Genomic DNA, 23,815 nt, shown 5'->3' on the forward strand with positions numbered 1-23,815 from the left:
TTACTTCTCCACCGACTCCTTCAGTTCCTCGGGCGGCGTCCAGACATGACGCGATGGCTCGTCGACGTCTCCCTCACCGGGGCGTCTGCCCTCGTTGCGCGTTTTCTGGCAATCGATGCAATACGCGGCGAACGGCACGGCTTTCAGCCGCTCGAGCGGGATCTCCTCCTTGCATTTCTCGCAGATTCCATAACGGCCGCGTTCCAGGCGGCTAAGCGCGGCGTCTATCGCCTTGAGCTGAAATTCGTATCGCTCGATCAGGCCGGCGTCGGTCTCGATGTCTTCCAGCGAGCGGGCCACGTCCAAGCCGTCGGCGGGCAGTTCCACCGCGTCGTCTTGCTCCTCTTTGCGAAGCACGCGTACTCGCGCGAGCACTTCCTGGCGCGACCGCGCAAGGAGCTTGCTCAGATCCTTCAGTCGCGCGTCGGCCTGGCTTTGCCGTGATGTTTTGGTTTTCCCGCCGGTCTTCGATTTCATACAGGTTCTCCGCCAGTTGCTCGTAAATCGTCGTCCACAACACTGAAGTCCATTATGCCGCCAACCCGGTGCAAAGCGCCAATCAGACAATCCAACTCTGGGGTTTTGCGATAGCACGGAAGGCGCTACATTCGTTTTGGGTTGCCTGTGAAGCCCTGACGCTGGAGAACTGAGCATGAAAGATCTGAAAGTTCGCGACGTGATGTCATCGGACCCCACCACGCTTAAACGCAACGACAAACTCACCCTGGCCGACGACATCATGCTCTTGGGACGGATTCGCCATTTGCCCGTAGTCGATGACGACGGTCAGACCCTCGTCGGTATCGTGAGCCAGCGCGATCTGTTTCGCGATGCGCTCGCGCAGGCGCTTGGCTATGGCAGGCACGCGCAGCGCAAGATCCTGGACACTCTCTCTGTCAAGGACGTGATGACCAGCGAGGTAATCACCGCCGGCCCGGATATCTCTTTGGTCGAGGCCGCACGACTTTTGGCCGAGCGCAAGATCGGCTGCCTTCCGGTCGTCGAACATGGGCGCCTGGTCGGCATCCTCACCGAAGGAGACTTCGTCGCGCTCATCGCGCGCCGCGGCATTTAGCGTCGCAGCGCACCGGTGAAAAACGAATTACGAATCACCGCCGGCGCGGCGCCTGCTGGTGTCTCTCACTGATGTACCTTTGCTCCGGCCAACTGATGCAGTTTTAGTCCGGCGTTGACAGACCGCCCGGGACAGCTATTCTCGGCGGGCATTCGGAGGCGCGTGGCGCAAGAAAAATGAGCAATCAGCCTGACGCGAGCGCGGCCGCCGCCGATGCGGGGGTTTCGCGCGGCCTCGGTGACGAGGAGACCGCGCAGAAAAATAGCCGGCTGACCCACTCGATCGCGCGCGTGCTCGCCTTCGAAGGCTTCACGATGTCGATCAACGGCATCGGGTCACCATGGATCGCGAAGAGTTTTCACCTTGGCGAGTCGGGTATCGCGGGCCTGTTCGCATGGATTTCGCTCTCGGCGATCGGCGCGCTGGGACTCTCGCGGATGATCGATCGGGTGGGGCGCCGCCGGATGCTGCTCGTATGCATGGCCGGCACTTCCGCTAGCGCGCTCGCCGCCGCGCTCTCGACCAACATCGCGGCCTTTGCGCTGAGCGAGATCGCGCTCTACGCCTTCATCGGCGCGACGGTCGCCGACGGTATCGTGATTCTGGCCGAGGAACTCGCGACCGAGGAGCGCGCGCGGGGGCAAAGCTGGGCCGGGTTGGGGGTTGGCCTGGGCAGCGGGCTGTGCCTGATCGTGATGCCGATGGTGGCGAGCCATCACTCGTGGCGATGGATGCTGGTGCTGGCGTCGGCGATGGGAGTTGCCGCGTTGTGGCTGGCCGCCCGCGTCATCCCGGAGAGCGGGCGCTGGCAACGCGCTGCCGAGGCCGGCACGACTTCGGCCAGCAGCTTTTACGACGTGTTCGGACATCTCTATCGACGCCGCGCGGCCACGATTCTGGTCTGCTCGTTGCTGGCCAACATCGCGGGGATCGCGGCCAGCAGTTGGGCGTACTTCCACCTCGTCTCGGTCGTCGGGTTGGCGCCGAGCGCTGCCAGCGTCCTGATGCTGGTCGGAGGCGGGGTGGGGATGCTCGGCTTTCCGATCGCCGCGCGAAACTGCGAGCGTTACGGCCGCATCCCCACTATCTTCGTTGCGGCCTTGGCGAGCAGTCTCGGCGCGATCACCTTCTATTGGGGTCCACCGGCGCACTTGGGCCTTCGCTGGCTGTGGATCGGGGTCACGTATTGCTGTTTCACCGCTGGCCTGAGCGCGGGGCAGGTGGGCGGCAATTCGCTGGCCACTGAACTTTTCCCCACCGCGATCCGGGGCGCGATGATGGGATGGTTCTCGCTTGTCGGCGCGGTCGCCGCGGTCTCCGCACAGACCCTGATCGCGGTCCTCGCCGTGCGGCTTGGCGGTCTGTCGATCGTGGTCGGATACCTAAGCCTGCTCGCGATACCCAACGCGATCATCGTCGCACTCTTCCTGCCCGAAACGCGCGGCCTCTCGCTCGAAGCCGCCGCGATGGAAGAAGCATTCGAGAAGCCGGCTTAGTCTCCCGGGACAGTACTCAAGCCGGAATCGTCGGGCGCCGCCGCAATTAACCTCGAAGAAGGATGGCTTCCAAGTGCAGTTCAGCCCAGAATACGGACGACGGCCCACCCGCCCGCGCGGAGGTCGACCCGCTCGCCAGGAACATCAACGCAGCAATCGGAGAGTGACTTCGCGACTGCGGACCAAACGACCGGAGATCAGAATGCGCGTCATTCGGCTGCTCCGCTTGCTTGTCGCCGCAACCCTTCTTGCACCTCGCATCGCCCTCGCTGCCCCCGTTTGCAACTTCCCCGCAAAGGCATCGTCCGCGCTACAGCGCTTGACAGATGTTATGGCGACCGGACGCTTTGTTGATTACGATCCAACCTCCTCCCAGATCATCAATGGGCACTCAAGCAGGGCCGACGAGGAGAGTATCCTCCAGGATCTTAAGGTCCTTAGACCACGCTTTGATGGTCTCATCACTTATACATCGACAAACGGAGCCGAACGGATTCCCGATTTGGCCGTGCAACTCGGCTACCGGGCAGTCATCATGGGAATCTGGGACATATCCAGCACCAAAGAACTTGAGAACGCCCTTGCTGCGGTGAAGCGGAATCCTGAAATCGTAGTTGGACTCTCGATCGGCAGTGAATCCGTTTTCAGCAAACGAGCCAGCTTCAAGCAGCTTGCTGATGCCGTGAGGGCAGCTCGCGAGCATGCACCCGATTTAGCGATTTCTACGAGCGAGCCTTTTCATATCTTCCTGGAACCTGCTGCCGCTCAAATGTTGTCGGAGCTCGACTTCATGCTCGCCAATGTTCATCCGATCTACGAAACTTGGTTTAGTGTTGCTCCGGACCCGAACGCGGCAGATTTCGTTGCGAAGGTCACTGACGAGCTTGCGGCGCTGTACTGTGGGCCCATTTTGGTCAAAGAAACGGGCGTACCGACAGCACCCGCCGGGTCCGGATACACTCCTGCCCGACAAGCTTCGTTCTACCAGGCCTTGCGGCAGCGGCTCCCTCCGAACAATCGACGCGCGTTCGCGTATTTCTGCGCGTTCGACGCGCCATGGCGACTCAAAGACGCACCAGTTCTCGGCGTGCGTCCCGGGCCGCAAGAGGCGCATTGGGGTCTGTACGGCGAGAAGCGGCAGCCCAAACCGGTTGTCGGCACGATCCCAGCGCTTCCAAGCTCTTCGAAGCCAGAATGAACCCCAGGCCGCACGAGACTGCTGACAGCAGGGACCGTGCCCTGACGGCGGCCGCCACGGCGCTACGAAGCCGGTCCGAAGATGATCGGGATAGCCCTAGATACTCGATCCGGTCACTGAGACCTCGGGAATCGGTGCGCCGCTCGCCTTCAGCTGATAAGACGCGAACTTCGCGATCGTTCCGTCGGAGTAGTTCATAACCACCAGATCGCCGCTGTTGTCGAATACGGCTCCCCATGGCGCGTCAAGGATGCCACTGTTTAACGTCACCGCCGGAGAGGGTTTGCCGGAGCTGGCCAGTTGATCCTTCGTATACTCAACGACCGTGTTCGCGTCTTCGTTGGGGACCCAAAGGTTGCCCTTTTGATCGAATGCGATCTCTCCTGGGCTGCAGAGGTTGGTGCAGCCGCCGTCGTCGGACAACAAGATAGTAGCCGACTTGTTACCGCTGCGCGTCAGTTCGTCGGCGGAGAATTCGACGATCTGATCGCCCTTCTTGCTATCTACCCACGCATTGCCAGCTTTGTCGAACGTTATAAATTGCGGACCATTCATATCGGACGAGGTGATGACGACGGCGGGCGCTACATTTCCGCTGCCCGCAGCCAGCTGTCCTGCTGCCAGTTCATTGATCGAGCCCCGCTCGGCGTCCACTACCCAGAGGTTGCCCTCAGGGTCGAAGCCGCAGCCATAGAGCGAGCTGAACATAAACGAACTTTTGATGATCACCCCGGGCACCGGGTTCGGATCGTGCTCCAGGTTCTTGAGTTGCGCCGCAGTGAATCGCACTACCTCGTCGCCGCCGACAACCGCCCAAAGGTTATGAGAATCGTCGAATGCAATACCTGTGGCGGAGTCAAACGTGCTCAGATGAATTGGCGTTGCCGGTCCACTCCTGGCGAGTTGTCCTGGCGTGTATGACTCGATGCCGCCGCCTGAGCCGCTGGTGACCGATACCCACAGGTTCGCGCAACATGCGTGCGACGGCGTGCCGCAAGCCAGCATCAGCAGGGCGATGGCCGCAGCCATGCGGCGCCCGCGAAAAATATTGATGTTCATCTTCACTCCCCCGCCCGGTCCCCCGGGGCCCAATGTTGCCGTGGCGCTCGGCGTTGCAACGATGCCACCCTCGGCGTCTCTTCCTCGCTCCCGCTCAGCCGCCCCCGTGCCGCTGAGATCAGCCTTGCGCATAGCGCGGGACAGCGCCTTCAAGCGATACTGCACATCTGTTTTGCTTGCAAGTCACCGCTGTCCGAACGTAAACGCCTAGTAACGACGCACAATCCATGCCACGGCTTAATAGAGTCTCTCGCCGCTAGAGAGCATGCTTTTTAGTCTTCGTAAGACCCTTGCGGGAGATTCAAGGCAGAGCTTGGGCCTGTAGAGGCACCGTGCTGCTGGAAGCCAGCCCGAACTCTGCCGAAGAGCGCTCGGCCGACTTCAGGCAACTTCTACGGGCTCTTTTGATGATGCGTTTGCGCTGATTCCGAAGGAGACATTCGGGGGAAATTGTATCCTTTCGTTCCTTGGGCGCGGTCTAAAGCGGGCGCTATTTTTGGCATATTTGCTGCAGCTACTGAGCGCAACTGCCTGAACAGTGCTTCTTCATGGACACCAGGCGGAGAACATGCCGCAAAAGGTGAAAACGGAGACTGCGGAGCAAACTCGCCTCTCTCCTTCTGTGCTGCTCCTCTCTGATGACGAGGCGTTGGCGAAGCTCGTACTCGGAATCGTCAAGCGCCCTTGGAAGCTGGTTCGCCATGCAGCCGACAAATACGTGAGTCGCGAGGTGTTCGCTCAGCCAAATGTGCGACTCGTTATACTCGACGATCAGGCCGTCGAAGAAAACGATCGCGGCTGGCTACTCGAGCAGATTCGTAAGCACTTCTCCGCCCCGCCTTTGCTCTACGTCGCCGGTGGCCAAAGCGATGCCAACGAGAAACGGGCGCGCAGCAAAGGCGCCCACTACTACGTTTCGAAGCCGCTGTCGCTCGAACGATTCGGACAGGTGCTGCAATCATTTTTGCAGGCGAAGCAAGCCGACGGACAATCCGCTCATTCAACGGTGGAGAAATCCGGGATCAACGCGCGCGAATCGAGCGCCGAGACCCCAACGCGCATCGACACGGGGATCCGTTGTCTCTCGGAGGAACTCAATCGCGAAGGCTCCCAGCTAAGATCACGCCTGCTCGATGCGGCGCTGGCGGGATTGCGCCTCGCGCGCAATCCAGAGTCGCCCGAACTCAGGCGTGATGCTGCCCAGATTTGGGCGGCGATGCAGCCAACCCTATCCCATCACCTGGACGCCCAGGACGGCCGGTTACTTCCGTGGCTGGTGCAGCAAGGGCGTCTCTCGGCAGAAGCGGGGCGCAAGGTCCGCGCATTCCACGACCGGCTGCGAACCCTGATCGGCGCAATCGTCGATACCGGCGCGGACCGTCTTACTGAAGCTCAGGCGCGTGACGCCGGAAAAGCGTTAAGCGGCCTCGCGGTCTACCTGGACGACGCAATCGACAACGAAGAGTGCAGGCTCTTCCCAACGATTCAGAAGGCGCTCTTCGGAATCGATCGCCGCAGTTGAAATCGAATCGTAGTTCAAGGAAGCACCTCCCGATCGCGGTGCCTTACCGATGCGGGCCAGCGTCGCGCAGCCCGTCGACAGCGGCGGATCGTTATCGACCCGATGAAATAATCTGCTAAGTTAGCCGGGAACCATGATCGATCGCGGGATTAAGCGACTGTTAGGCGTCGCGGTGCTGGCGGCAGCCGCCGGGTTGTACGGGTGCGCGTCATCCACGACTGATCAAGACGCTGCGGTGAGCGCTTCATGCCAAGGAAAGAATCAGCAGGACTGCGAAGCCCGCGATAATGCCCGCCAGCTACGCGACGCAGCGGACTACAAAAATGAGCCCGCCTTGGGATACCTGCAGTCGCCGCCGGGATTGCTGCCGGTGCCTCTCACCTCGCGGAATGCTTCCTCGAATTAGTTGAAAGAACGGGCGCGTTGCGCTCTGCCCGACCGCGTTATCCGCCAATGAAGCGTCTCCAGTCTTCAGGTCGGACTCCCGCACAAAAACAAACAGGCCCCGGACCGACGCGTAGGCGCGCCGGATCCGAGGCCCCCTGGGAGAGGCTATTGGATTATCTTCTCATCGAAGAAATCAGTCCGTTCGTAATCATCCTCCGCCACTGGTGGTGAGCGTGTGGATGACTGTGATCATTGCCGGTCCGACGATTAGCGCGATCATCGAGGGCAATACGAAGATGACCAGCGGGAACAGAATCTTAATCGACGCCTTCTGCGCGTCTTCCTCGGCACGTATCCGGCGATGCTGTCGCAATGCGTCCGAACTGGAGCGCAAAGCAGGTCCGATCTGCGCGCCAAGCTGTTCACTCTGAACCAAGGTTGCGGCGAGCGGTTTGATATCATCAACCGCAGTCCGCTCGGCCAGCCCGCGCAACGCCTGCCCGAGCGACGCGCCCGCGGAAATATCGGTAGCGACCAGATTCAACTCGGTGCCGATTTCCTGCCCATGACGGTCGCATTCCGCGCCGACGATTCGAATCGCCTCGAACAGTCCCATGCCCGCTTCGACGCATACCACCAGCAGATCGAGCACGTCCGAGAGCTGCTTTGAGATGTTCTCCTGCCGCGTCCGCGCGCGCCGTCCCAGGTAGTAGGCGGGCACGAAAATTCCGATCGCGACGCCGGCCAGTCCAAACAGCAGCGGCTGAACCGCCGAGCTATGAAAAAAGAGTCCGACCAACAAACCCAATACGCCGCATCCGATCGCCAGCAGCACGCGGATGACCTGGTAGGTCTGTGGCGCGCTGGACTTCAGAAATCCCGCCTGTGCCAGAGTCTGCTGGAGCTTCTCCCCGGTGGGAGTATCCATGTTCGGCGGCGGGACGCGCTTGGAGGCCCATCTGAAAAGCATGCGGAGCACGTTGTCGTCCTGAAGGTCGCCTGCCAGTGCGCCTTGCGAGGCTCGCATCCTGACCGCCAAATCTGCGAATCGTTCATCGACCGCCCGGCTCTGCGGCGAAATGGCGAGGTACAGGGCCACGCACGCCGCGCCAGCCAGGAGGAAGACCGCTAAGCCAATTATGAATGGACTCATGTTAGTAGGTCACCCGCAGCAGTCGCCTGATGGTCAAGATGGCGAGCACGTCCGCTCCGATCGCGAATTTCAAAATCTTCTGACCCATTGGGTCATGGAACAATTGATCGGTGTAACCGGGCTGAATCAAGCTGAATATACAGAGCACCACGATTGGCAGGCAGCCGACGACCATGCCGCCGAAACGCGATTGCGCGGTCAGCGCTCTGATCTGCATCCGCAAGCGCTGGCGGATTCGCACGATTTCGGATAGCCGCCCGACAATCTGAGCCAGGCTCGAGCCGACCTCCGTTTGCACGCGCACTGCGATGACCAGGAGCCGGAGGTCGTCCTGAGGAACTCGCTTGAGCATGTCTTCGAGCGCGCGCGGCAGTGGCAGCCCGATCCGGTTCTGTTCGAGCACGGTGCGGAATTCGCCGCCCAGCGGATCGGCGAACTCGCCGATCAGGACTTGCAGCGCACGCTGCAGCGAATGTCCCGCCTCGAGCGACGATTTGATCAGGTCAAGCGCGAACGGCAACTGGGTCGCAAAGGCCGCAAGGCGCCGCTTCTTGCGGAATTGTATGAAGGCGAGCGGCAGGCTGGCCATCACCAACCCGCTACCCAGCGCGATCCACATGCCGTGGAACAGGATATTGCCGCCGAACAATCCCGCGCCGAACAGCAGCACTATGATCAACAGGATGTCGGCGACCCTCATGTACAAGCCCGCCTGCCACATCATCTCTTCGAGGCTGCGCAGCAGGTCCAGGTTGTAGAGCGTGCCCAGCAGCGGTCCCTGCTCGGGCCGGCGCCTGCGCATGACGTCGACCTCCAGATCGTCGGCGGGGCGCGTCAGGCGTCGTGCCACCTCGCGCTGTTGCTCGACATCGGTGCCGCGACGGCTGGTGAAGATCAGCACGCCCACGAAGACGAGCGCGAATATGCCGCTTGCCATCAAAAAATCCATGGTATTTATCCGATTGTGCTGCGGAAAACCTTGGCGTCGAGTTTGTAACCCGCAGCTTCCAGCCGCTGCGAGTAGTTTGACCGAATCCCGGTGGCGAGAAACTGTCCGAGCACTTCGCCACCCGGCCCGATTCCGGTGCGCTTGAATTCGAACAGATCCTGCATCATCACCATCTCACCCTCCATCCCGCTGATCTCGGAAATGCGCATCACTTTGCGCGAGCCGTCGGGTAGCCGCGATACATGGACGATGATATTGAGCGCCGACGCGATTTGCTGGCGCATCGCGCGTTGCGGAATCGACACTCCCGACAGCAGCATCATCATCTCGAGGCGCCCCACGCTGTCGCGCGGAGTGTTGGCGTGGATGGTGGCGATTGAGCCGTCATGGCCGGTCGACATCGCTTGCAACATGTCGAACACTTCGTCGCCGCGGACCTCGCCGACGATTATGCGGTCCGGCCGCATACGCAAACAGTTCCTGACCAGGTCGCGCTGGGTGACCTCACCCTTGCCTTCGACGTTGGGCGGCCGCGTTTCGAGCCTGACCACATGCGGCTGCTGGAGACTCAATTCGGCCGAGTCTTCAATCGTCACAATTCGCTCGTCGGCCGGGACGAACAGCGACATGCAGTTAAGCATTGTCGTTTTACCCGAGCCGGTGCCGCCGCACACCAGGATGTTGAGCCGCGCGCGCACGATGGTGCGCAGAAACTCGACGATCTCGGGCACCAGCGTCTTCTTCCCGACCAGGTCATCGATGTTGTAGCGCCTGCGGCCGAATCGGCGAATCGACAGCGCCGGGCCGTCGAGCGTCAGCGGCGGAATGATCGCGTTGATACGCGAACCGTCGGGCAAGCGCGCGTCAACCATCGGCGACGCTTCGTCAACCCGGCGTCCGACCTGCGACACGATTCGATCGATGATCAGCATCAGGTGCTGATCGTCCTGGAACTTGACCTCGGTGGCGTGAAGCTTGCCGCCTTTTTCGACGTAAACCTGGCTGTGCCCATTGACCAGGATGTCGGTGATTTCATCGTCCCACAAAAGCGGCTCCAACGGCCCGAGTCCCAGCAGTTCGTTCTTGATCTCCTCGATCAGGTGATTCTTGTCGACGTCGGTGAGCAGGCGCCCCTCATCGTCCAGAATGGCGGAGATCGCCGTGGTGACTTTCTGCGCCGCGAGGCCCGGCTCGAGGCTTTCGAGCCGGGTGACGTCCAGCATCTCGAACAGCCGGTTGTGGACCGCAAGCTTGAGCTGCTGGAAACCCTCGGCCTGCACGTCTTTGACGGCGCTCTTTTTAGCGCCTATCAGCGAGCGCTGAAACGGAACCGGGGTGGCGTTGTTCTGCTGGGAAATTCTCTCAACCAGTTTCATTCGGGCACCTCAGGTGCGCGCGCCGATAACATTCAACAGGCGCGAAACCAATGTATTTGCGGAATTGCCGTCGGTGGTTTCATTGCCCACCTCGAGCCGGCGCGCCAGCTCCTCGACGCTCTTGGCCAGCGGCGAGTTCGGCGCCACCTGCCACAAATCCTGTGCGCTCAACTGCACGCGCTCGAGAACTTTTTCATCGCGCGGAATCCGCGTGTAAATCGGCTGCGCCAGCGTATGGCTGAGCTGCTCTTCACTGATCGGATGACCCGGCACGAAACGGCTCAGAATGAAGCTCGGTTCGATTCCCGGCAGCCCCAGCCGCCCCACCAGATCGACGAATCGCCACGCGCATCGTGCCGCGCCGATCGACTGGTCCAGTACATAGAACAGATTTTTCGAGCGCTCCCAGGCGGCGACCGTGTTTGCGTCGATATGCGTGCCGCAATCCACGATCACGTAGTCGAACAGTTGACGCGTCAGATCGAGAATCGCACCGACCGTCGCGTCAGTGACCAACTCGCTGTCCTCGATGCGCTTGGGCGCCGCGAGCAGGTAGATTCCCGACGCATGCTTGCTGAGCGCTGATTCGAGTTGAATCGAATCCAGCTTTCGCGTCCCCTCGGCCAGAGCCATGATCGTGCGCTCGGGTTCGAGATTCAGGTACACCGACAACCCGCCGGTCTGCAGGTCGAGATCTATTACCGCAACCCGCTTTTCGAACGCGTAGCGCAGGGCCAAGGCGAGGTTCGCCGCCAGGCTCGTCACTCCGGTGCCGCCGATCAGGCTCACCAGCGAAACGATCGTGCCGCCGCCGTTGTGAACGTTGTGAACTTCTTCGCGCCGGCGGGTCTCGCTTATCTTGAGCAGTGCCCGGGTCGCGTCTCCGGGATCCAGCGGCATGAACAGAAGCTCATCGGCTCCGGCCCTCAGCACCCGCTTCATCAGGTCCGGAGAACGATCATGCAGCAGCGCGAAAAGAGCCGGGCGGGGCTCCTGCAACGCCTGCGCGCTCAGATAGTTCAGAGATACTTCGTTGTCGCCGTTGAACACCACCATCGTGACGTCGACGGAGGCGTCGGCCGCGGCTTCCGGATCCGGTTCGACTTCCAGGATGTCCAGCACCGGGTCGCCCATGGCGGCGAGGGCATCCCGCACTTCGGCGCGATGCTCCCCGTCCCCGCCAACTAATTGGACCTTCAGCCCGCCGTTACGTACTTCGCTTTTTTTACCGAGCGCTGACACTTTACATTCTCCCTGCTTCAGCTATGTGGTGTCATATCATGCACTAAATACTCGGTTGTGTCTCGTTCTCCGCCCAACCTCGAACTAGAATCTCGGCCGTGACGCGTCAGGCTGCGCCAAACGACGCGTCTCGATCTGCTCATGCGTCAGCTCAGGCACCGCAGTCGGGTTGTAAACCGAGGCGCCATCGGGCAGCGGGCGCACGATTTGCGGGGTTACGCTTATGACCAGGTCCGTTTCGGTGTTGTTATAGCTGGTGTTGCGGAACAGTCCGCCGAGATACGGGATGTCACCCAAGTACGGGACTTTTTGAACCTGAGTCGTCTTTTGGTGCAGGATGAGGCCCGCGATGATCAGCGTCTGATTGTCCTTGAGCTGTACCATTGTTTCCGCGCGCCGAGTCACGAATGCCGGTATGGTGAAGCCGAACATCGACACGCCTGCGGCGTAATCGGGCTGCGATACTTCAGGCTTCACCAGCAACTCGATATCATCGCGGCCGATGACGGTTGGAACGAATTCGACCATGGTACCGAACTGCTTGAAGACGATTGAGGTATTCAGTGCCTGGGCGATGACGATTGGAATTTCGCCACCCGACAGGAACTTTGCCTCTTCACCGGAATTAGCCAGCAGCTGCGGTTGCGCGAGAAGCTTCGCGAGGCTGTGGGTCTCGAGGAACTGGAACAGCCCCTGCAACTGGTAGTCACTATTCCCCAACGCCAAGCCATAAGTGAGCGACGGCGACAGCAGCATCCCGATAAGCGATCCACCTGGCGGCAGGGTGTTACCGGATGAACTAGTGGTTCCGTTGGCAGCCGTGAAGCTCGTCGAAGCGGAAAACGGCGTCGCCGGAGAGCCTGGAACTTGGACCAGCGATACTCCCGCATGGCTGAGCGCGAGCGACAGGGCGGTGCCCTGGTTCTCGATGGCGGAGCGGTCCAGTTCCGCCACCATCGTTTGCAGCAACACCTGCTGCTTGCCATTGGGATCGATTCGCACCGGGCGTTCGACGTACTGGCCTTGTTGATTCCAGACCGCCAAAGTCGTGAAGCCCGGCTTATGGCCTATCAGATTGACCTGGAACGGATTGATCACCTGGATATCGGCGACGGTAGTGTCAGCGATCGACACGCGGCGCAGCCGGTTCCTAAAGTCGATAATTCTCGACGCGCCCGTCTGCAGCTGCACTCCATCGTCGGGCAGATAGTGGGGTCCGCCTGAAATCGCACCCGATTCCAATACGCCGCCATTTAGGCTGATCGACGGGTCGCTGCGATAGCGCTCGCTCGACAGTGCTTCAGCCGTCTGATTGTAGTGCGGCGGAGCATATGAAGCCGCCGGAACCGACGGAGCGTAATTGAACGTCGACGTATTAACAGTAGCCAGCGCGGTTCCTGTCTCGGGCGCTGTCACCATCGGCGCAGGTGCCATTGGCGCCGTGGTCACCGGCGCGGCTGCGGCTGGCGATGCGGCTGCAACTGTTTCCGAGCCGGCCACGGTCGTGGCGGTTCCTGTCGATGAGGACGAAGACGAGGAAGATGACGAAGACGGACTCACCGGGCCTGCGCCCGCATCGAGCGTCGCGACTACTGGAGCAGCCGCACTGCCCGAGGACCGGCCGGAGCCCGAGATTGGCCCCGGGCTGGTGCCGGGATGATTGATGTTAAAGGCGTTGCCGACTGATCTGACCGTCACGTCATAGTTGACTTGGTCACCATTCGCCGTCTTGATCTGAATGTTCCATTCACCTGCTTCCGCACCCAGCAGGACGACCTTGCCCGGCTCCTCGTTGTGCACGATCAGCGCGTGTGGATTCGTGATCACCTTCACCCCCGGAACATCGCCGGGGCTGACGTTGTTGATTACGTAGCTCTCGCCCGCATTCAGCGCGACAGACATTCCCGCGCCGGTGCCGTCGGCGGCAAGCAGCAGGCCGGGTTGAAGCATGAGTATGCTGATCGCTGCAACCGGCCACGAAAGCAGTCCATATCCTCGTCGAGCTTTCATCTTCTTCACCTTGCCTTCTTCGTGGGTTGCTTATGGTATGTCGATTGTTTTCGGCGTCGGCACGTGATCCGCCGCCGCATTGATGGGCGCCCTGGCCGGCGCGATATCGCTGTTCACGGGCGCCGCCACGAGGTCGTGATGATTGGAATCAGGAGTGCTCGAATCCGCCGATGAGGGCGCCGCAGCGGCGCCGTCGTCGTTGTTGTTATCAAATTGTGCCGCCGCCTTGCGTGAATGGCCCGGCGAGTTCTTTGTGCCGTCGCCGCCCGCCGCCGCTTCGTTCACAAACGAGACTGACTCGGACGACTTGCCGTTGCGAAGAATCTCGATCTCGACCGGCTTGGTCCGGCGCGGTGCCGCTATCTCATGATGAGGCTCCTCGGGCTTCGCAGCCATCACCGGAACATCGGGCGTCAGGCTGTAGGACCGCAGCATCTGAGCGGTGTCGGTGCCGTTGGTCAGAACGATTTTGTTATCATTGTAATTGCGCATCGCCAGACGCAGCGTTCCCGAGCGACTTGCCAGCGCCAGGCGCTCGGCCTCCTGCGGCGTGACCAGCAGCGTGACGACTTTCACCACCGTCGGCGCGTCCTTCGTTTCCTCGACTTCCTGCGCCACGGCGAGCACTTCGACGTTCTGCAGAACTACTTTCGAAAACGCCCGGTCAGGGCCTGTGCTGCCGCCTTGGGTCGATACCAGCACGTCCACCCGGCTATGTGGCAGCACGAAGCCCGCGACATCGCTGACTTCATCCACCGGAACCGACACGGCGCGCATCCCGAACGGAATTAACAGCGGCATCACGCCCGCCGTCTTGTCCCCGCTGAACAGCTTGGAGCGCACCACCGGCTCGTTGGCTACCAACGAGTTCCTCACGAAGCTGCCGATGACCTGTTTGGGATCGGTGTACGCGCCATCCGGGATACTGTCGGCCGACCAGCGCGTCAATTTTACTTCGCCCAGGTCAATTTTTGTGCCGAGCGGAAGATCGTACGCCGCGACCACCACCTGTACGTTATGCGCCATCGCCTGCTGTACTTGGGCCTCTCTCGATTTCAAGGCGGAGTACACCATTACCGAAGCCAGCATCGCCGCCAGCCCTGCTAGTAAGACGAATACCATCGGTCGTCTCATATCGCCCCTCCCCTCCGGCCGCTTCGTGCCTGACCGGCAATCTTCAGATAGTTAAATATACAAGCCATTTTATTATTCTTTCATGCCAACCGAGTACTCGGCAGAATGGCGGGGAAACCAACTACTATTAGATGTAGATGCGAGCCGGGAAAAGTCTCAGGTTTGATGCAGATGGGCAGAATAATACTCTTACGGCGTGTAATTGAATCTACCGCCACGATACGTACCCCCAAATGTGCGGGTCGCTGACTATACGAGAGGACCCACGTGGTTGACTAACGCCGAGACGATATTACCCGCATTCTGAATTAGAGCAATACATGCCGCGGCGACTTTTGCGAGGATTATTGCCTCGGTCATGAGTCTGACCACGCGAACTTACCGATTGTCCGGTAAGCACTCTCCTGCTGGCTCATTGACTTCCCCTCCCAGGGTGGTCGTCACTTCTGGAGTCGTCTCTCTTTGCGGGGCCTCTGTTGGAGCCCCGCCAGGAGACCACGGCTCCTGACGACCGTCAAGCCATCGACAGCTAGATGTTTGAGTCAACCAACCCGAACAGCAAACCGATTGTCGTCCCCGTCGTCTGGTAGCTCACGAAAACGACCGCCGCCACTATCAGCTGCCTGATTATTTTTAAGTGGGGTGGCGGATGGGTTAGTCCGCCACCCCGGGATTTCATCCTTCTGGCCTACAGCTGGCTGTCCACCCTGCCCAGCAAAGACCCGATGTCCGAGCCCATGGTCTGGTAACCCACGTAAACCACGACCGCGACTGCGGCCAGGATCAACGCGTATTCTGTCATCGTCTGACCGCGCTGATATTCGCGCACCTTCACAATCATCCTCGTGATCATATCCATTTTCCCGTGTCCTCCTGTCGTTTTTTTAGCCGAAATTGGCATTGTCCCCATTAATTAATCCGTAGCCTCGTTCAACCTCGCACCGCAGTCCAACGGCACCATCCTGCTTCGAATTCTTCTCCCTTTGAAAGACGATCATCGCTTGCGGCAACTTTTGCTGGTGCCAGAGCGAGATTTAAGGGGAGCATCTCTCGTGCCATCTTGATCTACTCAGCAATCTCTTCGACTTTCTTAATTTATGCCCGATTACCATAGGCTAACGCGCGCAGTGGTGCAACTATCGGTTGCTAAGGCGCAACAAATTCAGTCAGATAAGACGTGCCATTAGGAAGTAAAGACAGTTAAAGACGGCTTCACTAAGAATAGCTTAGCTAAGCAATATAAACCAGAAAAATATTCTTCGTATCGAGCTAAATTATTAAATACTTGGCATGAAATTCAAATAGTGTGCACGAAATCACGCTACAATTGGTACGCATAACATTACAAATAGTGGGCATGAGGTTCCGGATCGGGATAGCCGGCCGGCTTCAGTTGACGGGTTCGAAGGTAATCAGATCGCCCACCTGCGTCGAACTCTCGTCCGCCGCACCAGCCGGAAGTTCGAGTGCCGTTCGTGCTCCAATTACGATCGAGGAGACGTGCCACGGCCTCAGGCGCCGATTGATCTTGATGACCGTGTTGCCGCGCCCCAGGAAAACGATATCGATCGCGAAACGCATGAAGAACATGTGCATCCACATGAACGGCGTGAATCGCCCGTTATCGAATAGCATCCCCGTTCCGGGCTCGAGGCCGTCGCGACCCAGCAACCCGCGTCTCTGACCGCCCCGACCGCCGGCGTTGTCGAGCCGCGCGCAGAGCACGGTCCCGCGGGATCGATTGATCGCTCGGAGTGGAGATTGCGGCGTCGGCGCCGGCGGCCCATCGGGTGGTTGGGGCTGTCTCATTCCGTCATCATGTAATAAACTCGCGTAAGTTTCATGGGATACCTTCCGATATTTTTCGACGTGACCGGCCGCGAATGTGCCGTAGTCGGTGGCGGCGAGGTCGCCGCCGGCAAGGTCGAATCGCTGTTGGAGGCCGGCGCTCGCGTGACGGTCGTGAGTCCGCGGCTGTCGCCGTCGTTGGAGGCAATCGTTGCGCGAGGGCTCGTGACTCACATTGCTCGTGATTATGCGCGCGGCGATATGCGCGGATGCGTGCTCGTCTATGCGGCGACCGACGATCCGAAACTCCATCGCGAGCTTGCCGCCGAGGCGCGCGCGCTCGGAATCCCGATAAACGTCGTCGACGTCCCCGAGTTGTGCACGTTCATCGCGCCCGCGGTTGTCAAGCGCGGCGCGCTCCAAATCGCAATCTCGACCGCAGGTGCGTCGCCCGCCTTTGCGTCCCGGCTGAAAAGCGCACTCGAGCAACAGTTCGGGACCGAGTACGCGGTCACGCTCGAAGTGCTGCGCGCCGCTCGCCGGCGGTTGCACGCCGATGAAATCGATCCCGCCGATCGCATGCGGCGGCTGAAGGACCTCGCCAACTCCGCGCTGCCCGAGGCGATTGCCATCGGCGACCTGGCCGCGATCGAGCGGATACTCGCCACTTGTTTGGGTGGCGGTGTTGGTCTGGCCCGGCTCGGAATCGACTCGGCCGCGCTCGGCCTCACGCGCGCAACGGAAGTTCCGGAGTGAATCGCATGCCGATGGACACGCTATGGCTATTGCCCGCGCTTGCTTGTTACGCGCTCTCTGCCGCGTTGTTCGTGTTCGATCGCTTGTCGGGCCGTACGCAAGCGACCGGCTACGCAGTTGCGATACTTGGCGCGGGCGTGGTCTGTCACGCTTGCGATTTGGCGGCGCGCGGTCTGCAGGCCGGCAATATCCCGGTGGCCAATTTTGCGCAGGCGCTGTCGTTTCTTGCGTGGCTTACCGCGCTGGCGGGGCTGGTGATGATCGTGCGCATGAGACTGGCGGTGATCGGCGCATTCGTGGCGCCGGCGGTAACACTGGCTCTAGGAGCCGCTTCTCTCACGATGAGCAGCGGGCGCGTGGTTTTGCCGGCTACCCTGCGCAGCGTATGGCTGCCGATTCACGTCACCCTCGCCATCCTGGGCTACACGATGTTCGTGCTGGCGGCGAGCGTGAGTATCGCCTACCTGGCCTACGAGTCGCGGCTGAAGTCCAAGCGCGCGATCGGTCCGGCCAACGAAGGCGGCCCGAGTCTCGAAAAGCTCGACCGAATCAACTATCGCCTGCTGGGATGGGGCTTCGTAATGCTCAGCCTGGCGATCGTGAGCGGCGCGATTTGGGCCGACGCGAGGTGGGGGCATTTCTGGTCATGGGAGCCCATTGAATCCTGGTCGCTGGCGATTTGGGTGCTCTACGCGGGTCTGCTCGAATCCCGCCTTACGATAGGATGGCGCGGGCGGCGCGCCGCGGCGCTCACTTTAGTGGTGTTCTGCTTGTTGGTCGGTTCGATCGTGGGCGTTAATCTGATTTTCCCGGGCAAACACGGCGGCAGTTTCGGCTGAGAATGGATCAGACTTTATTTATCGTTGGCATAAACCATCGCAGCGCTGCCGTCGGGTTGCGTGAACGCCTGGCGTTTGCCGAAGACGAGATCGCCGCTGCGCTGGGCCGGTTGCGGGATTCGTCGCCCGCGGTCCTGGAGGCGGCGCTGATTTCGACCTGCAATCGTGTCGAGGTGGTGGGCGTTGCCTCCGATACGGTGCGCGCGGCCGATGAGACGCTGACGTTCATGGCCGCGGATCGAAAGGTCGCGCATGCCGCGTTTGCCGATGTGATTTATAGTTCCGCCGGGCGCGATGCCGCGCGTCATCTGTTCCGCGTCGGCGCGAGTCTCGATTCGATGGTCGTTGGCGAACCGCAGATATTGGGCCAGCTCAAGACTGCCTACGCGCAGGCGGCCGAGGCGGGCACCGTCGGCCCGATTCTGCATCGCGCCTTCCACAAGGCGTTCAGCGTCGCCAAGCACGTGCGCAAGGGCACGCTTATCGGTCATGGAGCGGTCTCCGTCAGTTCCGTGGCAGTCGCGCTGGCGGGCCAGATTTTCGACACGTTGAAAGACAAGACCGTGATGCTGATGGGTGCGGGCAAGATGGCGGAGTTGACCGCCCGCCAGTTGAACGCGCTCGGAATCGAGTCGCTGCTGATCACCTCGCGCACGTTCGATCACGCAGTCGCGCTCGCGCGCGAACTTGGCGGCACCGCGGTGCCGTACGACAACTACAAGCCGTACCTCAAGATGGTGGACGTGCTTATCGGTTCGTTCGCATCCACCAAACCGGTGCTGGGCCCCGAGGAATTCGAGTCCGTGATTCGCGAGCGCCGCTACCGGCCGATGTTTCTGATCGACATGGGCGTGCCGCGCAATTTCGACGAGCGGCTCAACGCCCTGCAAAACGTCTATCTATATGACATCGACGATCTCGGCGCGCTGGTTAAACGATCGCTCGGCGATCGCGAACGCGAAGCGGAAAAGGCCGAACAGATCGTCGAGCTCGAACTCGAATCGTTCCTCAGGTGGCTCGCGGGCCTCGACCTGACCCCAACTATCAAGGACATCCGCTACAGTGTCGAACGGCTGCGCGACGTCGAGATGGGACGGCATCGCGGCTGGCTGGCGCAACTCGAACCCGCGGTGCGCGACCGAGTCGAATTGCTTACTCACGGACTGACCAACAAACTTCTTCATCGCATTCTGTCCGGCCTCAAGCATCGCGACAACAAGACCCTCGATGCCGCGTTTGCCGCCGAGGTCGCCCGCCGCCTGCTGGGCGCTGAATTGGACGCGCAGGTCCACGATCTCGACGACGTGGACGACGATGACGACACGGGCATCGAGTGACCGCGCGGCGCGCTGAACCCACCATGTCGCTCAAACCCAAGCTCAAGATCAGAATCGGTTCGCGGCCCAGCCAGCTGGCGCTGGTCCAGACGTCGATGATGCGGGCGCGGGTCGCGGCGCAGATTTCCGACGTCGATCCCGAAATTGAAATCGTCGAGATACGCACCAGCGGCGACAAGCTGACGTCGGCGTCGCTCGCGCAAGTGGGCGGCAAGGGACTCTTTATCAAGGAGCTCGAGCAGGCGCTCGCCGATCGCAGGATCGACGCCGCCGTCCATTCGATGAAAGATCTTCCCGCAGTCCTGCCGGCGCAGTTTTGCCTGGCGGCGGTGCCGGCGCGCGAGAATACCGCCGATATCCTGGTGACGCGCGACGGCTCGGCATTGTCGGCGCTGCCGGCGGGCGCGCGGCTTGGCACCTCGTCCTCGCGCCGGCATTTCCAGGCGCTCAGGATGAATCGGGGGCTTGAGGTTCTGCCGCTGCGCGGCAACGTCGATACGCGTTTGAAGCGCGTCGCCGACGGCAGCTTCGACGCGATCATAATCGCGATGGCGGGGGTGAAGCGGCTGGGGCGGTTGCGCGAGGTGAAGTTCGTCGAGCTCGACGGCCGCGATTTCATCCCGGCCGGAGGGCAGGGCGCGCTTGCGATCGAGATGCTGGCCGGCCGCGACGACCGGGTTTCAAATGAACTCGATCGCGCGCTCAGTGGTATCAACGACCCGCGCGCTTTTTACGAAACCGCGGCCGAACGATCGTTCCTGGCCGCGATCGATGCGTCATGCACGACGCCGGTCGGCGTACGGGCAAGTATCGTAGGCGACACGCTCGCGCTCGCGGCGATCCTGTTCAGTCCCGACGGTGCGCGAGAGCTGTCGGAGTCGATGGAAGAGCCGCTCGCGCCCGGCCTTGCGCCGTCGGCGGCCGAAAATTCCGGCAAGCGGCTCGCGGGAAAAATGCTCGCGCGGGACGCTGCCGCGATTCTTCGGTCCTGAATGAGCGCATCCGCCAAGCATCGGAATCGGGGCAAAGTTTTCCTGGTCGGCGCGGGTCCCGGCGCCTTCGATCTGATCACGATGCGCGGCGCTGACGCTTTACGCCGCGCCGACGTCGTGATTTACGACCACCTGGTGAGTCCGGAACTGATCCGGCTCGCGCCGCCCAAAGCCGAGTTGATTTACGCAGGCAAGCAAGGCGGCGCGGGAAAAAGTATCGAGCAATCCGAATTGAACGCTATGCTGATCGAGCGCGCGCACAAGGGGCGCATCGTGATCCGGCTCAAGGGCGGCGATCCGTTTATTTTTGGACGCGGCGGCGAGGAGGCCGAGGCGCTGGCGCGCGCCAACGTGCGGTTCGAGGTGATCCCGGGGGTCACGTCGGCGATTGCGGGGCCGGCCTTCGCCGGTATTCCGCTGACGCATCGCGAGCACGGCTCGTTCGTCGCGTTCGTCACCGGCCATGAGGACGAAAGCAAAGGCGCGCACACGACGGTTCCGTGGGACGAACTGGTTGCGGCGGCTCGCAGCGGCGGCACGATCGTTATCCTGATGGCGACGGCGCGGATGCGCGCGACGCTGGATCGAATCCGCGCGGCCGGACTTGCGGCGGAAACTCCGGCGGCTGCGGTCCAATGGGCGACGACCGCCGCGCAGAAAACCGTCAGCGCGACGCTCGCCACGCTCGCGGACGAATCCGCGCGTGCCGGAATCGGCGCGCCGGCTGTAATCGTGGTCGGACAATGCGCGGGCCTGCGCGCGCATCTCAAGTGGGTCGAGCGCATGCCGCTGTTCGGCCGCACCGTGGTGGTGACCCGATCGCGTGAGACTGCGTCGGAGTTCGCCACGGCGCTGCGACGGCTGGGCGCGGAGGTGGTGGAATTTCCGACGATCGAAACCGTGGCGCCCAGGAGCTACGCGGCGCTGGACCGGGCAATCGCGCGGCTGTCGTCATCGGCGCGCGATTCCTTCGACTGGATAATCTTCACCAGTGCCATGGGAGTCGAGAGTTTTGTCGAACGGCTGAAGTCGCGCGGCCGCGATATTCGCGAGCTGGGGGATGCGTCGATTGCGGCGATCGGACCGGCAACCGCGGCGCGCCTGGCCGATTATGCGCTACGCGCCGCAGTGGTTCCCGACGAGTATCGCGCGGAGCAGATTATTCCCGCGATTGGAATCAAGCGGATTCGCGGCAAGCGCTTCCTGATTCCGCGGGCCGAAGTTGCGCGCGAGGCGTTGCCCGAAATTTTGCGTCAAAAAGGTGCCAGAGAAGTCGAAGTCGCGCCCGCCTATCGCACCGTCAAGCCCAAGGGCGCGCAAATCGAGCGGATGCGCGAGCTGATCGCGTCGGAGTCGATCGATCTCGTGACGTTCACCAGTTCCAGTACGGTCACAAATTTCTGCGACCTGATCGGCGCGCCGGCGAGCCTGCTCAAAGCCGCGGCGATCGGCCCGATCACCGCATCGACTGCCACCGAGCGTGGATTCGAGGTGGTCGTCAGGCCGGACAAATACACGATTGCGGCTCTGACCGAGGCGATTGCCGAGTATTTCGCGCCGCGCAACGGGCAGGGGTGACCGCAGGGGTGACCCCTGCACCCAGTGTTAAGGCCGCCCGCCGTTGGCGGGCGCGGCCCGTGCTCAGCCCTGCCTCAGGCGCGGAGTTTGCGGGCGACGTCTTTGGCGAAATACGTCAGGATCAAATCGGCGCCGGCTCGCTTGATTGCGGTCAGCACTTCGAGCGTGGCGCGCTCCTCGTCGATCCATCCGTTGATGCCCGCCGCGCGGATCATCGAGTACTCACCCGAGACGTTGTACGCCGCGACCGGCGCGTTGAACTCATTCTTCACGCGCCAGATTAGATCGAGGTAGGGCAGCGCCGGCTTCACCATCACGATATCCGCGCCCTCCTCCAAATCGAGCGCGACCTCGCGCATCGCCTCATCGCCGTTGGGCGGGTCCATCTGGTACGAGCGCCGATCGCCGAATTTCGGCGCCGACTCCGCCGCCTCGCGAAACGGGCCATAAAACGCAGAGGCGAACTTGGCCGAGTACGCCATGATCGCGACCTGACTGAATCCGTTGCTGTCGAGCGCGGCGCGAATCGCGCCGACCCGTCCATCCATCATGTCGGATGGCGCGACGATATCGGCGCCCGCGCGCGCGTGCGACAGCGCCGAGCGCGCCAGCAGCTCGAGCGTCGCGTCGTTATCGACGTCGTTGCCGGCCAGCGCGCCGCAATGCCCGTGGTCGGTGTACTCGCACATGCACACGTCGGTAATCACCGCCATCCCGGGCACGCGCTCCTTGATTTCGCGTATCGCGCGCTGCACCTCGCCGTTGTCGTTCCACGCCTCGCTGCCTTGCGGGTCCTTGCGTTCGGGGATTCCAAACAGGATGACCGCGGGCACGCCGGCGGCCCACGTCTCGCGCGCCTCCGCGACGATGTTGTCGACCGACATTTGCGCCACGCCCGGCATCGCTTCGACTGCCTTCTTCACGCCGCGTCCGGGGCACACGAACATCGGCAAAATAAGGTCGTCGGTCGACAACCGCGTCTCCCGAACCATCCGTCGAATTGTTTCAGTGCGTCGCAGCCGCCGCGGGCGATTGATTGGAAATGCCATAGTTGTTCCCCGGGTGGATTATATAGGACGAGCAAACCCAACCCCTAACCGCTTCCCAATGTGAGAACCGGAATATCGCGGAGAGGAGGGGAGGTGCGGATCAAGCTTTGGGTTTGAGGTGCGAGTCGTAGTACGGGCGCATCGAGCGCAGCGCGCGCATCTGATGATAGGCGAGTTCGTCGTCGGCGTAGCGATGCTCGGGGCCGAGCACGCATCCGGCCCGCGCATGGCATCGCGGCGCGCAATCCGCCTCGACTTCGACGCGATGCGTCACGCATTTGGGGATGTCCCATCCCGAATCGACGCTTACCGCACGGGCGGGACACGCCGGAATACAGGTCCGCGCGGTGCATCGCGGGCATGGGTCGAAGCCGAGCGCGTCGCCCGGTGAATCGAGCTCCTCGTCGAGCAGTAGCGCGGCGCGAAATGCGATCCACGGTCCATATAGAGGATGCACGGTGACGCCGAGGATGCTCGGCCCGGCGACTCCTGCGACTTTGCCCAGCTCGATGAAGTTGAGCGTTGGGCGCCCGTTCATGAACGGGTAAACCGCGGTGCATCGCGCGCCCGATGCGCGAAGCGGGCCGGCCACGTCGCGCTCGACAACTTCGCGAGTGAATTCGTCGAGCGGATTTGCCCGCTCCCACCATCGCGGATGGCGCGCCGCGTGAGATTTGAGCGCATCCCAGAGCGCGCCGCCGCCGTTGCCGATGACGACGATCGAGCGTGCGTGGGGATCGATCGCCGAGGCGCGCGAAATTTCCTTGACCGCGGCCTGGTTGTCGTAGCGCGCCACGGGAATCGCCGCGACCAGGTTGAGTCCATGCGGCGCGGCGGCGCGGCGGATTTTATCGAGAGTCGATGACACGAAAAAA

Annotated in this window: 21 protein-coding genes; 9 read left to right on the forward strand and 12 right to left on the reverse strand. The window is 61.6% G+C overall.

Annotated elements, in window-relative coordinates:
- Positions 1 to 477, reverse strand: coding sequence for a TraR/DksA family transcriptional regulator (locus tag ABSB13_RS00055; RefSeq protein WP_428104347.1), 477 nt, complete (start codon positions 475 to 477; stop codon positions 1 to 3).
- 175 nt (positions 478 to 652) lie between these two features.
- On the opposite strand from ABSB13_RS00055, the gene ABSB13_RS00060 reads away from it, so the two are divergent.
- From ABSB13_RS00060 to ABSB13_RS00070, 3 genes are all read left to right on the forward strand, one after another.
- On the forward strand, positions 653 to 1,075 hold the full coding sequence (locus tag ABSB13_RS00060) for a CBS domain-containing protein (RefSeq protein ID WP_428104349.1): 423 nt from the start codon (positions 653 to 655) through the stop codon (positions 1,073 to 1,075).
- 176 nt (positions 1,076 to 1,251) lie between these two features.
- Positions 1,252 to 2,571 (forward strand): MFS transporter, encoded by a 1,320-nt coding sequence (locus tag ABSB13_RS00065; protein WP_428104351.1) that lies wholly within the window; start codon positions 1,252 to 1,254, stop codon positions 2,569 to 2,571.
- A gap of 331 nt (positions 2,572 to 2,902) precedes the next feature.
- The gene (locus ABSB13_RS00070; protein ID WP_428104353.1) at positions 2,903 to 3,769 is read left to right on the forward strand and encodes a glycoside hydrolase family 17 protein; all 867 of its coding nucleotides are present in this window, start codon (positions 2,903 to 2,905) and stop codon (positions 3,767 to 3,769) included.
- Positions 3,770 to 3,865: 96 nt separating this feature from the next.
- Here ABSB13_RS00070 and ABSB13_RS00075 read toward each other — a convergent pair whose 3' ends face one another.
- Entirely contained in the window at positions 3,866 to 4,981 is a 1,116-nt protein-coding gene (locus ABSB13_RS00075; RefSeq protein ID WP_428104355.1) for an NHL repeat-containing protein, read from the reverse strand.
- 496 nt (positions 4,982 to 5,477) lie between these two features.
- Between ABSB13_RS00075 and ABSB13_RS00080 the strand changes: the two genes are divergently transcribed.
- A complete protein-coding gene (locus tag ABSB13_RS00080; protein ID WP_428104357.1) occupies positions 5,478 to 6,350 on the forward strand; it encodes a hemerythrin domain-containing protein in 873 nt (290 codons plus the stop codon).
- A 595-nt stretch (positions 6,351 to 6,945) separates the two neighbouring features.
- On the opposite strand, the gene ABSB13_RS00085 is transcribed toward ABSB13_RS00080, so the two are convergent.
- From ABSB13_RS00085 to ABSB13_RS00120, 8 genes are all read right to left on the reverse strand, one after another.
- Positions 6,946 to 7,890, reverse strand: a complete 945-nt coding sequence (locus ABSB13_RS00085; protein WP_428104359.1) for a type II secretion system F family protein — start codon at positions 7,888 to 7,890, stop codon at positions 6,946 to 6,948.
- Position 7,891: 1 nt separating this feature from the next.
- Positions 7,892 to 8,827, reverse strand: coding sequence for a type II secretion system F family protein (locus ABSB13_RS00090; RefSeq protein ID WP_428104361.1), 936 nt, complete (start codon positions 8,825 to 8,827; stop codon positions 7,892 to 7,894).
- Positions 8,828 to 8,844: 17 nt separating this feature from the next.
- Entirely contained in the window at positions 8,845 to 10,215 is a 1,371-nt protein-coding gene (locus ABSB13_RS00095) for a TadA family conjugal transfer-associated ATPase (RefSeq protein WP_428104363.1), read from the reverse strand.
- Positions 10,216 to 10,224: 9 nt separating this feature from the next.
- A complete protein-coding gene (locus ABSB13_RS00100; protein WP_428104365.1) occupies positions 10,225 to 11,457 on the reverse strand; it encodes a CpaE/TadZ family protein in 1,233 nt (410 codons plus the stop codon).
- 84 nt (positions 11,458 to 11,541) lie between these two features.
- Positions 11,542 to 13,467: a type II and III secretion system protein family protein gene (locus ABSB13_RS00105; RefSeq protein WP_428104366.1), complete on the reverse strand. Its 1,926-nt coding sequence runs from the start codon at positions 13,465 to 13,467 to the stop codon at positions 11,542 to 11,544.
- 30 nt (positions 13,468 to 13,497) lie between these two features.
- Positions 13,498 to 14,601, reverse strand: a complete 1,104-nt coding sequence (gene cpaB, locus ABSB13_RS00110) for a Flp pilus assembly protein CpaB (RefSeq protein WP_428104368.1) — start codon at positions 14,599 to 14,601, stop codon at positions 13,498 to 13,500.
- Positions 14,602 to 15,289: 688 nt separating this feature from the next.
- Positions 15,290 to 15,460, reverse strand: coding sequence for a hypothetical protein (locus ABSB13_RS00115; RefSeq protein WP_428104370.1), 171 nt, complete (start codon positions 15,458 to 15,460; stop codon positions 15,290 to 15,292).
- 530 nt (positions 15,461 to 15,990) lie between these two features.
- A complete protein-coding gene (locus ABSB13_RS00120) occupies positions 15,991 to 16,410 on the reverse strand; it encodes a DUF192 domain-containing protein (RefSeq protein ID WP_428104372.1) in 420 nt (139 codons plus the stop codon).
- Positions 16,411 to 16,443: 33 nt separating this feature from the next.
- Here ABSB13_RS00120 and ABSB13_RS00125 point away from each other — a divergent pair, with 33 nt between their 5' ends.
- The 5 genes from ABSB13_RS00125 to cobA are packed head-to-tail and all read left to right on the forward strand — an operon-like array spanning position 16,444 to position 21,891.
- Positions 16,444 to 17,145, forward strand: a complete 702-nt coding sequence (locus tag ABSB13_RS00125) for a precorrin-2 dehydrogenase/sirohydrochlorin ferrochelatase family protein (protein WP_428104374.1) — start codon at positions 16,444 to 16,446, stop codon at positions 17,143 to 17,145.
- 5 nt (positions 17,146 to 17,150) lie between these two features.
- Complete coding sequence (gene ccsB, locus ABSB13_RS00130; protein WP_428104494.1) at positions 17,151 to 17,984, forward strand: c-type cytochrome biogenesis protein CcsB; 834 nt, start codon at positions 17,151 to 17,153, stop codon at positions 17,982 to 17,984.
- Between the two features lie 2 nt (positions 17,985 to 17,986).
- On the forward strand, positions 17,987 to 19,321 hold the full coding sequence (gene hemA, locus ABSB13_RS00135; RefSeq protein ID WP_428104376.1) for a glutamyl-tRNA reductase: 1,335 nt from the start codon (positions 17,987 to 17,989) through the stop codon (positions 19,319 to 19,321).
- Positions 19,322 to 19,344: 23 nt separating this feature from the next.
- Complete coding sequence (gene hemC, locus ABSB13_RS00140; protein ID WP_428104378.1) at positions 19,345 to 20,313, forward strand: hydroxymethylbilane synthase; 969 nt, start codon at positions 19,345 to 19,347, stop codon at positions 20,311 to 20,313.
- Positions 20,314 to 21,891 (forward strand): uroporphyrinogen-III C-methyltransferase, encoded by a 1,578-nt coding sequence (gene cobA / locus ABSB13_RS00145; protein ID WP_428104380.1) that lies wholly within the window; start codon positions 20,314 to 20,316, stop codon positions 21,889 to 21,891.
- 74 nt (positions 21,892 to 21,965) lie between these two features.
- Here cobA and hemB read toward each other — a convergent pair whose 3' ends face one another.
- Together hemB and ABSB13_RS00155 are read right to left on the reverse strand one after the other, a co-directional pair.
- On the reverse strand, positions 21,966 to 22,940 hold the full coding sequence (gene hemB, locus ABSB13_RS00150) for a porphobilinogen synthase (protein WP_428104381.1): 975 nt from the start codon (positions 22,938 to 22,940) through the stop codon (positions 21,966 to 21,968).
- Positions 22,941 to 23,040: 100 nt separating this feature from the next.
- The gene (locus ABSB13_RS00155; RefSeq protein WP_428104383.1) at positions 23,041 to 23,808 is read right to left on the reverse strand and encodes a hypothetical protein; all 768 of its coding nucleotides are present in this window, start codon (positions 23,806 to 23,808) and stop codon (positions 23,041 to 23,043) included.
- Between the last annotated feature and the right edge of the window lie 7 nt (positions 23,809 to 23,815).

It is taken from the genome of Binatus sp. (SeqCode) (assembly GCF_050013435.1).
In the GTDB taxonomy this organism is placed as follows: Bacteria; Desulfobacterota; Binatia; order Binatales; family Binataceae; genus Binatus.